This window comes from Streptomyces albidicamelliae, from assembly GCF_025642175.1.
Taxonomy (GTDB): domain Bacteria; phylum Actinomycetota; class Actinomycetes; order Streptomycetales; family Streptomycetaceae; genus Streptomyces; species Streptomyces albidocamelliae.
Genome location: NZ_CP106795.1, coordinates 5,247,337 through 5,261,067 on the forward strand (window position 1 = coordinate 5,247,337; position 13,731 = coordinate 5,261,067).

Here is a 13,731-nt window from a genome sequence, read left to right on the forward strand (position 1 = left end):
TGGGGCCGTAATTCAGAGAATCCTCGCGCGAAAGCGGACACTCCGTGGTTGGACGCTTCGTGTCTCAAATTAACGCCACCCGAGTGATCCTTCCCAGGCGGCGCGCAGATAGTCGTTTTCCTCGGTGAGCGAAGCGTGCACATTGTAGTCGTCCGCGGACGACGCTGCGAGACACGCATGCGGAAAGGCGCTCCCCGGCGCATCCGCCCGCGGTATTCCGCTCACTCCCAGGGAAGGTTCTCTTGAGCCGCAGATCGATTCGTAATTCGCGCCTGAAGTCCGCCATGCTGGTGGGTACCGGCGCGCTCACCGTCGCCCTCAACGTCCTGCCGGGCACGGTCGCCGCCGCCCAGCAGATGGACCGGCACAGCGCCGGCGCCGTCGCGGAGCGGCAGAGCCCGCACGACGACCTCAGCTCGGCCATCGCCGATGCGATCGACAGGGCCGCCGTCGACGCCCTCGACTGGAAGCGCGACGCGTACAGCCAGGGTCCGACCGACTCCGACGAGGCGTACGGGGCGACCGGCTCCGACGACGACGCGTACGGCCCGGGTCCGACCGGCTCCGACGAGTACGGAGACGGCGGCAAGCCCTGCCACTGCGAGAACGGCGCCACGGGCGCCACCGGTGCCACGGGTGCGACCGGTGCCACGGGCCCGACGGGTCCTGGCGGTACCGGTTCCGTGGGCCCGACGGGTGCCACCGGTGCCACGGGTGCGACGGGCCCGACGGGTCCTGGCGGTACCGGTTCCGTGGGCCCGACGGGTGCCACCGGCGCGACGGGTGCCACCGGCGCGACCGGTGCCACCGGTGCCACCGGTGCGACGGGTGCCACGGGCACGATCGCAGGCACGTACGTCAACACCGCCACCGGGACGCGCTCGGTGACCGCTTCTTGTGACGAGGGCGACTTCGCCACCGGCGGCGGTGCCCTCGCCACCAACGGCGACCTGGTCGAGACCTACCCCGCCGACGGCAGCTCGACGACGTCGCCGACGGCATGGACGGCCACCACCACCGCCAACAACGAGAACAACATCACCGCCTACGTGGTCTGTGTCAGGACGTCGTGAGGCAGTGACCGGCCGATGAGGGGGGAGCGGCAGCGACTGCCCGCTCCTCCCGGCCACCACTGAGCAACAGGTGCCCCGGGGCTTCGGCCTCGTGGGCACCTGCTCGCTTGTCGGCCACGCAGTGCCCGGTGGGGGGTTCTGCCGTCAGGGGCTTGCCGCGTCGCGGAATTCCTCCGGGACCCGGGAGAGGAGACGGCCATCGGCCGCGACCGCACGGCGGAAGGCTTCCCCGGCCTCGCCGTCGCGGTTCCGCTCCGCCAGCAACTGGCCCAGTTGCAGCTGGACCGCTGCCGCCCTCGGCTGGATGGCGGCGGCACGCCCGAGGAGTTCGATCGCCCGGTCGGGGTCGCTCGATCTCAGCATGAACGCCTGGCTGTAGAGAGCGGACGTGAAGCGCGGATCGGCTTCGAGGGCCTTGTCGTAGTCCTTGCGGGCCTCCGCCGTTCTGCCGGACGCCTGGTCGATGAGTCCCATGCCGTACCAGGCCTGTTTGTTGTTCGGATCGGCTTCCAGAACGCGCCGGTAGTCCTCGGCCGCGCCCGCGAAATCCTGATGCGTCTGGCGCTTGAGGGCCGACTGGAGAAGCGCGTCGACTGAGTTGGTGACTGACTTTGTGGCCGGCTTGGTGGCCGACTTGGTGTCCCCGGCGACCGAGACGGATTTGGATTCCGACGGTCCCGCCGACGGGGAGTGCACCGCCCAGAAGGTCAGTCCGGTGACGACCGTCGCCGCGGTCGCGATTCCTGCCCAGAAGGTCGATTTTTTCATTTGTCACTCTTCGTGGAAGCTTGCGGGCGGGTGGAGTTGGGTTCTCTCGGATGGTCGATCCCGACGTTACGAGTCCACGGTTGAGGTGGTGTCTTCCGGCAGGCTCCGGCGTCGTTCAGACCACTCGAATGCACGAGCCATCCGGCGGTGTCCCGAGTCCGCGCGCACGAGCCGAACCACCCGGATGCACGAGTCGGAAACGCTTTCCCGGTTCAGCCTCTTTGCATGGGCCGAAACTGCTGGATACCGTCCCGATTCGGTTGTATGCCGCCACCGAGTGGGATGGGACCCATGAAACCAACGGTCTGTCTGAACATGATTGTCAAGGACGAAGCCCCGGTGATCCGGCGCTGTCTGGAATCCGTGCGGCCCTTGATCGACACCTGGGTCATCGTGGACACCGGTTCCACCGACGGCACCCAGGACATCATCCGCGACGTCTACCGCGACCTGCCCGGCGAACTGTACGAACGGTCCTGGAAGGGATTCGACGGCAGCCGGACCGAGGCGATCGAACTGGCCCGTGACCGCGCCGAATTCCTGTTCTTCATCGACGCCGACGACGTCATGGAGATGGAGCCGGGCTTTCGTATGCCCGAGTTGACCCACGACGCCTACCGGGTCGACATCCACTACGGGGGCAGCGTCTACTGGCGTCCCGCCCTGGTCTCGACGCGGCTTCCCTGGCGGTACGTCGGCGTTCTGCACGAGTACGTGGAATGCGGTGTGCCGTTCAGCCTCGGCACTCTCGAAGGCGCCCGGATGGTCATCCTGGGCGGCGGGGGGCGGCAGCGGAACGAGGGCCTGCGGGACAAGTACCTGCGCGACGCGAAGATCCTGGAAGACGGTCTGGCCAAGGAGCCGGGCAACGAGCGGTACGCCTTCTACCTCGCGCAGAGCTGGCGTGACGCGGGTGAGCTGGAGAAGGCCATCGAGGCCTACGACCGCCGCGCGGCCATGGACGGCTGGGACCACGAGACCTTCTGCGCCCACCTCGCGGCCGCCCGGGCCGCGGAGACTCTCGACCGGCCGCCCGCCGAGGTGATGGACCGCTACCTGCGGGCCCACGAGTGCCTGCCCACGCGCGCCGAGGCCTTGGCGGCCCTCGCGCGCTGGTGCCGCCTCAACGGCCGGCGCTGGCCTCTCGCCTATATGTACGCGCGGCAGGCGGTACGGATCCCGCAGCCGGCTCACGGCCTGTTCGTCGAGTCCGGCTGGTACGACTGGGCGGCACTGGACGAACTCGCGGTCTCCGCCTACTGGGTGGGTGAGTACGAGGAGTCGAAGAACTGCTGCGAACGCCTGCTGGAAAGCGGGAAACTGCCCGAGGAACACCGCGAGCGCGTGAAGAAGAATCTTGAGCTCGCATGTCAGCGGCTGAGCCCGAAAGAGCTCGCCGGCGTCTGAGACACCGGCGAGCCCGGACCCCGCTCACTTCCCCGTTCAGTGCTTGCTCAGGGATTCCCTGTATGTGCGCGGCACTTCGGAGAGAAGTGAGGGGTTGATCGCCACGGCTTGGCGGAATTCCGTCACTGCTTGGCGGTCACGGCCTTTTCGCGACCAGATGAGCCCGATGTGGTAGTGGGCTGTGGCCGCCGACTTCGGGTCGGCGGTCATGGCACGTTCCAGAAGCGCCATGGCCTGGTCGGGCTTGGACTTCTTCAGAAGCAGCGCCTCGTTGTAGAGAGCCGGCGAGAACGCCGGGTCGATCGTCAGGGCCCTTTCATAGGCCCGGCGCGCGTCGTCCGTGTTTCCGACTTCCTCCGCGGCGTATCCCAGGTCGTACCAGGCGTACTTGTTCTGCGGTTGAAGTTCGAGCACGCGCGCGTAGGAGTGGGCGGCCCCCGCGTGATCATGGTTCCTGTCCTGCTGAATGCCCTTCCGGAGCAGGGAATCCGCTTCCTGGTACGCAGGTGCGGGGGCCTTGGATTCCGCGAACATGTCCGACCGGGTCGCGACCGCCCAGGAGATCGCTCCCGTGGCGAGAACGGCCGCACCGAAGAGTCCTGCCAGCAATGGCCTGTGTTTCACGCTGTCCGACGTTACGAGGAAGTCATGAGGCCGTCGTCACTTGCCGGGCAGGCGGGAGCCTCAGACCACTCGAATGTACGCGTCGCGTTCCTCCGGCGAAGAGTCCACGGCCGTGGCCGCCGGTCGCGGATCTGTGGCGCCCGGTCCGCGCGTCGCTGCGGGTGCGCGCGGACCGGGGCCGTTCGTGGGACCCCGGGGCGGGGTCAGGGGGCCGCGGTGAGCTCCCTCGGGTCGGCCAGGGCGGCCGCGTGCGCGTCCATCCGCTCGGCCGAGAGGATCGCCGCCGCCGTGTCGGCCCGCGAGGCGGCGACCACGAGGGCGCGGCCGGCGAGGGCGTGTGCGCGACGGTGCAGGGCGGCGGGGTCGCCGGCCGCGGCCGGTGCCGCGCGCAGCGGCGCGCGTCCTCCCCGCAGCCGGGAGATCTCGCCGGTCAGGCGCTCCGCGGCCGTGTCGAGGCCGGCGGACGGGGTCAGGACGCGCAGTTCGTCGGTGACCGCGAGCAGCGCGGCGAGGTGTCCGGCGAGCTGGATGTCCAGCTCCTCCTCGCGCGACCGGTGGGGAAAGTCGGACGGGGTGCCGGCCATCGTGCTGTGGACCGACTTGGTGCGGATCGGTTCGTACATGGGTGATGGCCTCCTGTGCGCTTACAGGAAGCCATCTTAGCTTGGATTTCGTCTAAAGTTGAGCGGTGTCACCGATTGCGGTCCGACGGTCTCCGTGTGCTACGGCTGGCTGTAGCCGTCCAGGAAGGTGCCGATGCGGGTCATCGCGTCCCGCAGGTCCCCGACCGCCGGGAGGGTGACCACGCGGAAGTGGTCCGGGTCGGGCCAGTTGAAGCCGGTGCCCTGGACGACCATGATCTTCTCCTGGCGCAGCAGGTCCAGGACCATCCGGCGGTCGTCCTTGATCTTGAAGACCTGCGGGTCCAGGCGCGGGAAGAGGTACAGCGCGCCCTTCGGCCGTACGCAGCTCACGCCCGGGATCTGCGTCAGCAGCTCGTAGGCGGTGTCCACCTGCTCCTTCAGCCGGCCGCCCGGCAGTACCAGGTCGTTGATCGTCTGGCGTCCGCTCAGTGCGGCGACCACTCCGTGCTGGCCCGGCATGTTGGCGCACAGCCGCATGTTCGCGAGGATCGTCAGGCCCTCGATGTAGGAGTCGGCGTGCGCGCGCGGACCGGAGATCGACATCCAGCCGACGCGGTAGCCGGCCACCCGGTAGGCCTTGGACATGCCGTTGAAGGTGAGGGTGAGCAGGTCCGGGGCGATCTTCGCGGTCGGGGTGTGCGTCGCGCCGTCGTAGAGGATCTTGTCGTAGATCTCGTCGGAGCAGACGAGGAGGTTGTGCCGGCGGGCGATGTCCGTCAGCCCCTTGAGCACGGCCTCGTCGTAGACCGCGCCCGTGGGGTTGTTCGGGTTGATGATGACGATCGCCTTGGTGCGGTCGGTGACCTTGCGCTCGATGTCGGCGAGGTCGGGCATCCAGTCGGACTGCTCGTCGCAGCGGTAGTGCACCGCCGTGCCGCCGGAGAGGGAGACGGCCGCCGTCCACAGGGGGTAGTCCGGGGCCGGTACGAGGACCTCGTCGCCGTCGTCCAGCAGGCCCTGCATGGCCATCACGATCAGCTCGGAGACGCCGTTGCCGATGAAGACGTGCTCGACGTCCGTCTCGATGCCGAGCGTCTGGTTGTGCATCACGACCGCGCGGCGGGCGGCCAGCAGGCCCTTGGCGTCGCCGTAGCCGTGCGCGGTGGAGACGTTGCGGAGGATGTCCTCCAGGATCTCCGGCGGGCACTCGAAGCCGAACGCCGCGGGGTTGCCGGTGTTGAGCTTGAGGATGCGGTGACCCGCCGCCTCGAGCCGCATGGCCTCCTCGAGAACCGGGCCCCGGATCTCGTAACAGACGTTGGCGAGCTTGGTCGACTGGATCACCTGCATGCCCGTGAGCTTACGGCCCGGTAACGGCTCACGGGTGGTGTTATCCGCCACGTGAGACACGAAGAATTGCCCCGATATCGCCGTCGGCTGTCTCAGCGGTCCCTTGCGTCCCTAGAATCCGCGTCATGTCCACCGAACGCGAGTACGGGGCGGGGGCGTCCGGCGGGCAGGTACCGATCGGCGAGCCACAGGTTCCGCCGAACGTGTACCTCCCTCAGGAGGCCCCCGCGCCCGTGTACGACGCCTACGCCGATCCGGCCGCCGCCCACGGCTGGCAGAACGCCTACGACGCCACGCGCGAGCTGCCGGCCGTGCCCGCGCAGCGCGAGCCGGGCGGACCGGGCGGACCTGGCGAGGGGCGGGCCGGACGCCGGCGCGAGCAGCAGCGGCGCAGGGGTGGCCGGCGCCGGCTCGCGGTCGTCGCCGGAGTGCTCGGGGTGGCCGGAACCGTGGCGGCGATCGCCGGGCTGTCGGGCGGCTCGGGGTCCCCGGACGGGTCCCGTCCCGCCGGCGGCGGACGGGTCGCCGACGACGCCACCGAGAGCGCCCGCACGGACAGCGGTGCCCCGGCCGCGCCGACGGCGGGTGCCCCGACGGCCGTCGGCCCGTCCACCCCGGCCTCCCCGCTCCGCGCGGCGACCTCCTCGGCCGCCGGTACGTCGACGGCCGGTCCCGGCGCCGGGGCGAGCAGCTCCCCGGCGACCACGGCCTCGCCCCCGCCCTCCACGGCCTCCGCCACTCCCACGCTCACGTCACCGGCCCCGGCGACGTCCTGGCCCGACCACCCGGGCAGGGGCCACGGCCACGGTCGCGGCCCCCGCTGACCGGCACCCGCGGTCGACGGCCGGGGGCCCGGGGGTGTCCGGGCCGCCCGGGGGCGCGATGCCGGCGCCGAGGCGTCGCCTCCCGGCCGACCGCGGTTTCACCCTCCCGGGCGGGGCCTTCCGGTCACTCCCGGCGCCGGGGCGAGCAGCGCCCCGGCGACCACGGCCTCGCCCCCGCCCTCCACGGCCGCCGCCACTCCGACGCTCACGTCACCGGCCCCGACGGCGTCCTGGCCCGACCGCCCGGGCAGGGGCCACGGCCACGGTCGCGGCCCCCGCTGACCGGCACCCACGGTCGACGGCCGGGGGCCCGGGGGTGTCCGGGCCGCCCGAGGGACGCGATGCGGGCGTCGAGGCGTCGCCTCCCGGCCGACCGCGGCTTCACCGTCCCGGGCGGGGCCTTCCGGTCACTCCCGGCGGCGGGGTGGGCAGGGCCCCGGCGGCAGCCGGGTGCGCTCGCGCCCGCCGCGTGCGCACGGCAAGTTCCGCAGCAGTGAGCCTGGTTGGCGTGGACTCCGGTGCATCCGCCGTACCGCGTCCGAGAGTTGACCGTATGCGCGGCTCCGACGCCGACCTGCTCGCCTCCGGCGAAATCCGCACAGGGAAACCCCTATGACCTGACCCGGCTCCTTGTCCGGGGCCCTCCATGCGTTGAGAATGCGCATGACAAAGACGCAAGGGCGGCCGGAAGAGCTCCGGCCGCCTCCGTCGTAAGAGGGGACCCCCACATGAACAAGCCTCTCCTTGCCGCGTTGTCCTCCCTGGCGATAGCCGGGCTGGGCGCGACACCGGCGGTCGCCGCGCCGCACACCGCGGCGAAGCCCACCGCCAAGGCCGCCGCGGTGACGGTCAACTTCGCCGGCACCGTCTCCCTCAGCAACTGCTCCGGCTCCGTCGTCCGCTTCCCCAACTCCGCGGACACCGACCCGGCGCTGGTCATGACCAACGGCCACTGCCTGGAGACCGGCTTCCCCGAGCCCGGCGAGGTCATCACCGGCCAGTCCTCCAGCCGTTCCTTCGGCCTGCTGAACTCCGCCGGCACCAAGGTCGCCACGCTCCGCGCCAACCAGGTCGTCTACTCGACCATGACGGACACGGACGTCACGATCTACCGGACCACCACCACGTACGCGAAGATCAAGAGCTCGTACGGCATCAGCCCGCTCACCGTGCAGGACACCCACCCGACCGCCGGCACGCCCATCAAGGTGGTGTCCGGCTACTGGAAGCGGATCTACAGCTGCAACGTCGACGGGTTCGTCTACCGGCTCAAGGAAGGCGACTGGACCTGGAAGGACTCGCTCCGCTACACCTCGTCCTGCAACACCATCGGCGGCACCTCGGGCTCGCCGGTGATCGACACGAACACCGGCAAGGTCGTCGCCGTCAACAACACCGGCAACGAGGACGGCCAGCGCTGCACGGAGAACAACCCGTGCGAGGTCGACGCCAACGGCAACGTCACCGTCCGCCAGGGCATCAACTACGCCGAGGAGACCTACCTCATCCCGGCCTGCTTCACGACCGGCAACCAGCTGAACCTGAGCGCGGCCGGCTGCACCCTGCCCAAGCCGTAGCCGTAGCCGTAGCCACAGCCCTGTCGTAGCCCCGTGCCCGTCGGGGCCGGGCGGTCACGCCGGAGTGCGGCGGACCGCCCGCCCCGCCAGGACGTCCGTCCGCCTGCCGTCCTCGACGGCGAACCGGCCGTCGATCAGGACGTGCGGGATGCCGGCCGGCAGCCTGCGCGGCTCGGCGAAGGTGGCACCGGACGCGACCGTCTCCGGGTCGAACAGCACCAGGTCGGCCCGGAACCCCTCGCGCACCAGACCGCGGTCCGGCAGGCGCAGCCGGGCCGCGGGCCGCCCGGTGAGACGGGCGACGCACTCCTCCAGCGTGAGCACGCCCAACTCCCGTACGTAGTGGCCGAGGTAGCGCGGGAAGGTGCCGTAGGCGCGCGGGTGCGGCTTGGCGCCCTGGAGGATGCCGTCGGAGCCGCCGGTGTGGGTCCGGTGCCGCATGATCGTGCGGACGTTCTCCTCGTGGCCGACGTGCTGGAGGATCGTCGTACCGAGCCGGTCCTCGACCAGCAGCCGGTGGGCCGTGGTCCACGGGCTCTCGCCGCGCAGCTCCGCCGACTCGCGGACCGTGCGGCCCACATGGTCGCCGAGCGCCGGATCGGCCACCCCGGCGATCTCGATCGTCTCCCACTCCACGGGCACGCCGTGGCAGCCGTCCGAGCCGGTCACCTCGAGCTCGTGCCGGATGCGTTCGGCCGTCGCCGGATCGGTGAGCCGGGCCAGCACCGCCTCCGGACCGCCCTCGCTCACCCAGCCGGGCAGCAGCGCGGCGAGCGTGGTGCAGCCGGGGGTGTAGGGATAGGTGTCCAGCGTGATGTCCGCGCCCGCGTCCAGGGCCCGGTCGAGCAGCGCCAGCAGTTCGGGCGCCCGGCCCTCGTTCACGCCGAAGTTCATCGTCGCGTGCGCCAGGTGCAGCGGGCAGCCGGCCTCCCGGGTCAGGGCCATCATCTCGGCGTAGGCCTCCAGGGCGCCGGCGCCGTAGGAGCGGTGGTGCGGGCAGTAGTAGCCGCCGTACGCGGCCACCACCCGGCACAGTTCGGTCAGTTCGGCGTCCTCGGCGTACATGCCGGGTGTGTAGGTGAGCCCGGAGGACAGGCCCACCGCCCCCTGCTCCAGACCCTCCGCGACCAGCCGCCGCATCCGGTCCAGCTCCCCGGGCGTGGCCGGGCGGTCCTCCCAGCCGACGGCGAGCGCCCGGACCGTGCCCTGGGGGACCAGGTAGGCCGCGTTCACGGCGATCCCGCGGCCGTCGACGCCGCGGTCCAGCCGGTCCAGGTACTCGCCGACCGAGCGCCAGTCGAAGTCGACGTCGTCGCCGTACCCGTTCCAGCCGGTGATCGCACGCCGTACCTCCGCCAGCGTGCGGTCGTCCACCGGGGCGTACGACAGCCCGTCCTGGCCGAGCACCTCCAGCGTGACCCCCTGCGCGACCTTGGCGCTGTGGTCGGGGTCGCGCAGCAGGGCGAGGTCGGAGTGGGCGTGCATGTCGATGAAGCCCGGCGAGAGGATCAGGCCCTCCGCGTCCATCTCCCGTACGGCACAAGGGCGTTGGCAGCCGGCCGCGGCCGCCTCCTTGACGATCGAGACGATCCGGCCGCCGTCGATCAGGACGTCGGCGCGGTAGGAGTCCGCGCCGCTGCCGTCGACGACGTCCGCGTCGCGGATGACCAGGTCCTCCACGGGGCCTCCTAGAAGAACGTGCGGATGTAGTCGACGACCGTGCCGTCCGCCTCCGCCACCGGGATCAGCTGCCACTTGTCGAAGGACGTGCACGGGTGGGAGAGGCCGAGGCCGATCCAGTCGCCGACCTCGACGTCCGCCTCCGGGCCGGTGCGCAGCCAGGTGTGCTGGTCGGACAGACCGGTCACCGTGACACCGGTGGCCGGCCGCTCGGCGCCGTCCCGGCGGAGCACCTGCGCGGTGGGCAGGTCCAGGTCGTAGGCCGCGTCGCGCTTGCCCGCGTTGGCGAAGGCCTGCCCGGGGGCCGGCCGGGAGACGACCTCGGCCCACAGCCGGAAGGCGGGCTCCAGGGCGCCCTCCTCCGGGACCCGGGCGAACGGGGTGAGCCTTCGGTAGTGCCCGTCGTCGTGCGAGACGTAGGCGCCCGAGCGGAGCAGCTTCAGTACCGGCAGGGAGAGCGCGGGCAGCTCGCCGAAGACCTCGGCCACCGTGTCGAACCAGGCGCTGCCGCCCGCGCTCACCACGATCTCCTCCGCGTCCGCGAACCGGCCCGCCTCGTCGAGTGAGGCGGCGAGCGCCGTCAGCCGCCGCAGGTAGGCCGCCACCCGCTGCGGGTCGGCCTCGCGCACCTCGCCCTCGTAGCCCGCCACCCCGACCAGGCGCAGGGTCGGTACGGCGGCGACGGCCGCGGCGACGGCCAGGCACTCCTCCTCCGTGCGGACGCCGGTCCGGGCGCCGTCTCCCGCGCCCAGCTCCACGACCACGTCCACCGGGCGGCCGGAGCCGTGCAGGGCCGCGTCCATCAGCTCCACCCCGCGCACGGAGTCGACGTAGCAGACGAAGTGGAACTCCGGGTCGGCGGCAAGTTCGGCGGCGATCCAGCGCAGAGCCGAGGCGTCCACCAGTTCGTTGGCCAGGAAGATCCGCCGCACCCCGAACGCCCGCGCCACGCGCACCTGGTGGGGGACGGCCAGCGTGATGCCCCACGCGCCGTGCTCGATCTGGCGCCGGAAGAGCTGCGGGGCCATGGAGGTCTTGCCGTGCGGGGCGAAGGCGAGGCCGTGCCGGACGGTGTACGTCTCCATCAGCGCCAGGTTGTGCTCCAGGCGCTCCGCGGACAGGGCGAGGACGGGGGTGGTGAAGCCGTCCGCCGCGCGGAAGAGATTGCGGCGCTGGGCGGCCAGTTCGGCGACGGTGAGGCCGTCGGCGTCCGGGGGGAGGCCCTTGAAGCGGTGGTCGACGCGTTCCTCTGCGAGGGCGGCGAGCGCTTCGGCGCCGGTCTGACGGCCCATGAAACCCTCCTGATCAGGTGCGTTGCACTGTATGCAACATCCATTGCGTATGTCGCTCACTGCTGTCTAACATCTCGCGAACACCGGGTCAACGAAACCGCCGCCCCGGGACACGGACAAGGAGCCCCACCATCGTGACCGCCGACGGACACCCCCGCGCCACCCCCGACGCCGTGGATGTGGTGGACGTCGTGGACGTGGTGGCGCTCGGCGAGTCCATGGTCACGTTCCTGCCGTCCGGGCCGGGGCGCCTCGCCGACGTGGCCTCCTTCGAGCGGGGCATCGGCGGCGCCGAGTCCAACGTGGCCTGCGTGCTGGCCGCCGCCGGGCACCCGGCCCGCTGGGTCAGCCGCGTGGGCGCCGACGGCTTCGGGGAGCACCTGGTGGAGCGGATCGCCGGATACGGCGTCGACGTCCGTGCCGTCCGCCGCGACGCCCACCGGCCCACGGGCGTCTACTTCCGCACGGCGGCCGACCGGGCCACCGACGCGCACGAGGTGGCGTACTACCGGGCCGGATCGGCGGCCTCCGCCATGGCCGTGGGCAACGTCGACCCGGCCGCCGTACGGACCGCACGGGTGCTGCACCTGTCCGGGATCACGGCCGCCCTCTCCCGCGACTGCCTGGAGCTGACGCGGGAACTGACGGCACGCCGGCCCGGCCGCCCGCTGGTCTCCTTCGACGTCAACCACCGGCCGGCGCTCTGGCCGGACGCGGACGGCCCGCGGGTGCTGCTGGAACTGGCGCGCGGCGCCGACATCGTCTTCGTCGGCGACGACGAGGCCGAGCACGCCTGGGGGATCACCGGCGGCCCGGAGGCGATCCGTGGGGCCCTGCCGGAACCGGCCGTGCTGGTGGTCAAACAGGGCGCGCACGGCGCGACGGCGTTCGCACGCGAGGCGGGAGGCGCGGAGCCGGGGCCGCCGCCGTCCGGCTCCGCGCGCGAGGACCGCGACACCGGATCCCGGCCCCCGCTGCCCGCCCCACCCGGCCCAGGACCCGTCTTCGAGCCCGCCCTCCACGTCGACGTCGTGGCGACCACCGGCGCCGGCGACGCCTTCGCCGCCGGATTCCTCTCGGGCACCCTGCGCGGTCTCCCCCTGCGCACCCGCCTGAGGTACGGCCACCTCTTCGCCGCCGCCGCCCTCACCACACCCGGCGACCTCGCCGCACCCCCCTCCCGGGGGCACGCCGACCGCCTGGCGGCCGTGGACGCGGGGGCATGGGGGAGACTTCGACTCGGCCCCGGCTGGACGCACGCCGGACAGGCCGATGAGGAGGCGATCACCCCATGAGTCAGACCGTCGACCGCGCCCTGAGCATCCTGCCGCTGCTCGCCGAGGGCCCCGCCGACCTCGGGCAGGTCGCCGACCGCCTCGGCGTGCACAAGTCCACGGCGCTACGGCTGCTGCGCACGCTGCACGAGCACGGCCTGGTCTACCGCCAGTCCGACCAGCGCTACCGGCTCGGCGCCCGCCTCTTCGCCCTCGCCCAGGAGGCGATGGAGAACCTCGACATCCGCGAGATCGCCCACCCCCACCTCGTACGCCTCAACGAGCAGTGCGGACACACCGTCCACCTCGCCGTCCACGAGGAGAACGAGGTGCTCTACATCGACAAGGTGGAGAGCCGCTACCCCGTGCGGATGTACTCGCGGATCGGGAAGCCGGTGGCCATCACGGTCGCCGCCGTCGCCAAGCTCCTCCTCGCCGACCTGCCCGAACCCGAGCGCCGCGCCCTCGCGGACACGCTCGACTACCCCCTCTACACGGCCCGTTCCACCCCCAACGCGCCCGCCTTCCTGCGGGAGCTGGAGCAGGTGCGCGAACAGGGCTGGGCCACCGACCTCGGTGGCCACGAGGAGTCCATCAACTGCGTCGCGGCCCCCGTCCGCGGCGCCGACGGCCGGGTGGTCGCCGCGATGTCGGTGTCCGCGCCGAACGTCGTAGTCACCGCCGAGGAACTCCTCACCCTGCTCCCGCTGGTGCGCCGTACGGCGGACGCGATCAGCGGCGAGTACTCCGGCAGAACACCAGTAAGGGACCCCGCATGACGGAAAAGACCGCGCTCACCCCGAAGACCCACACCGCCCCGCCCGCGCAGTTCTCCCACGGGGTGAAGAAGGGCAACATCCTCCAGGTCGCCGGCCAGGTGGGCTTCCTGCCCGCCGAGGAGGGCAAGGCCCCCACCCCGGCCGGCCCCACCCTGCGCGAGCAGACCCTGCAGACCCTCGCCAACGTCAAGGCGATCCTCGAAGAGGGCGGCGCGAGCTGGGACGACGTGATGATGATCCGCGTCTACCTCACCGACGTGGACCACTTCGCCGAGATGAACGAGATCTACAACGCCTACTTCGGGGAGCAGAGCCTCACCCAGCCGCCCGCGGCCCGCACGACGGTCTACGTCGGTCTGCCGGCCGGGCTCCTCATCGAGATCGACGCGCTCGCCGTACTCGGCTGACGCCACCGCACCCCCCGTACGTCCCGCACGGCACGGCACCCTTCCGGGCGCCGTGCCGCGATCCCCCCTGCCCGAAAGCACGATGCACTTAC

At 71.7% G+C, this 13,731-nt stretch carries 13 protein-coding genes; 7 read left to right on the plus strand and 6 right to left on the minus strand.

From position 1 onward, the window contains the following. Positions 1–284: 284 nt before the first annotated feature. On the plus strand, positions 285–1,073 hold the full coding sequence (locus N8I86_RS24095) for a hypothetical protein (RefSeq protein WP_263278683.1): 789 nt from the start codon (positions 285–287) through the stop codon (positions 1,071–1,073). Between the two features lie 144 nt (positions 1,074–1,217). Here N8I86_RS24095 and N8I86_RS24100 read toward each other — a convergent pair whose 3' ends face one another. Beyond that, complete coding sequence (locus N8I86_RS24100; RefSeq protein WP_263278684.1) at positions 1,218–1,841, minus strand: tetratricopeptide repeat protein; 624 nt, start codon at positions 1,839–1,841, stop codon at positions 1,218–1,220. 291 nt (positions 1,842–2,132) lie between these two features. Between N8I86_RS24100 and N8I86_RS24105 the strand changes: the two genes are divergently transcribed. After that, positions 2,133–3,248: a glycosyltransferase gene (locus N8I86_RS24105; protein WP_263278685.1), complete on the plus strand. Its 1,116-nt coding sequence runs from the start codon at positions 2,133–2,135 to the stop codon at positions 3,246–3,248. A gap of 36 nt (positions 3,249–3,284) precedes the next feature. Here the strand turns inward: N8I86_RS24105 and N8I86_RS24110 are convergent, their stop codons facing one another. The 3 genes from N8I86_RS24110 to N8I86_RS24120 form a co-directional block, all read right to left on the minus strand. Beyond that, entirely contained in the window at positions 3,285–3,872 is a 588-nt protein-coding gene (locus N8I86_RS24110; RefSeq protein WP_263278686.1) for a tetratricopeptide repeat protein, read from the minus strand. Between the two features lie 203 nt (positions 3,873–4,075). After that, positions 4,076–4,495 (minus strand): SCO4983 family protein, encoded by a 420-nt coding sequence (locus N8I86_RS24115; RefSeq protein ID WP_123436839.1) that lies wholly within the window; start codon positions 4,493–4,495, stop codon positions 4,076–4,078. Positions 4,496–4,594: 99 nt separating this feature from the next. Then, positions 4,595–5,806 (minus strand): pyridoxal phosphate-dependent aminotransferase, encoded by a 1,212-nt coding sequence (locus N8I86_RS24120; RefSeq protein ID WP_073889090.1) that lies wholly within the window; start codon positions 5,804–5,806, stop codon positions 4,595–4,597. A 125-nt stretch (positions 5,807–5,931) separates the two neighbouring features. Here N8I86_RS24120 and N8I86_RS24125 point away from each other — a divergent pair, with 125 nt between their 5' ends. After that, complete coding sequence (locus tag N8I86_RS24125) at positions 5,932–6,630, plus strand: TrbL/VirB6 family protein (protein WP_263278687.1); 699 nt, start codon at positions 5,932–5,934, stop codon at positions 6,628–6,630. Between the two features lie 728 nt (positions 6,631–7,358). Then, a complete protein-coding gene (locus N8I86_RS24130; RefSeq protein WP_263278688.1) occupies positions 7,359–8,207 on the plus strand; it encodes a trypsin-like serine peptidase in 849 nt (282 codons plus the stop codon). A gap of 54 nt (positions 8,208–8,261) precedes the next feature. Here the strand turns inward: N8I86_RS24130 and N8I86_RS24135 are convergent, their stop codons facing one another. Together N8I86_RS24135 and N8I86_RS24140 are read right to left on the minus strand one after the other, a co-directional pair. Then, positions 8,262–9,887, minus strand: coding sequence for an N-acyl-D-amino-acid deacylase family protein (locus N8I86_RS24135; RefSeq protein ID WP_263278689.1), 1,626 nt, complete (start codon positions 9,885–9,887; stop codon positions 8,262–8,264). Between the two features lie 8 nt (positions 9,888–9,895). Beyond that, positions 9,896–11,179, minus strand: a complete 1,284-nt coding sequence (locus N8I86_RS24140) for an amino acid deaminase (RefSeq protein ID WP_263278690.1) — start codon at positions 11,177–11,179, stop codon at positions 9,896–9,898. Positions 11,180–11,313: 134 nt separating this feature from the next. On the opposite strand from N8I86_RS24140, the gene N8I86_RS24145 reads away from it, so the two are divergent. The 3 genes from N8I86_RS24145 to N8I86_RS24155 are packed head-to-tail and all read left to right on the plus strand — an operon-like array spanning position 11,314 to position 13,639. Further along, positions 11,314–12,474, plus strand: a complete 1,161-nt coding sequence (locus tag N8I86_RS24145) for a sugar kinase (protein WP_263278691.1) — start codon at positions 11,314–11,316, stop codon at positions 12,472–12,474. After that, complete coding sequence (locus tag N8I86_RS24150; protein WP_073889097.1) at positions 12,471–13,232, plus strand: IclR family transcriptional regulator; 762 nt, start codon at positions 12,471–12,473, stop codon at positions 13,230–13,232. Before N8I86_RS24145 ends, N8I86_RS24150 begins: the two co-directional genes overlap by 4 nt. Beyond that, positions 13,229–13,639: a RidA family protein gene (locus N8I86_RS24155; protein WP_263278692.1), complete on the plus strand. Its 411-nt coding sequence runs from the start codon at positions 13,229–13,231 to the stop codon at positions 13,637–13,639. The genes N8I86_RS24150 and N8I86_RS24155 overlap by 4 nt, the downstream gene beginning before the upstream one ends. The last annotated feature ends 92 nt before the right edge of the window (positions 13,640–13,731 follow it).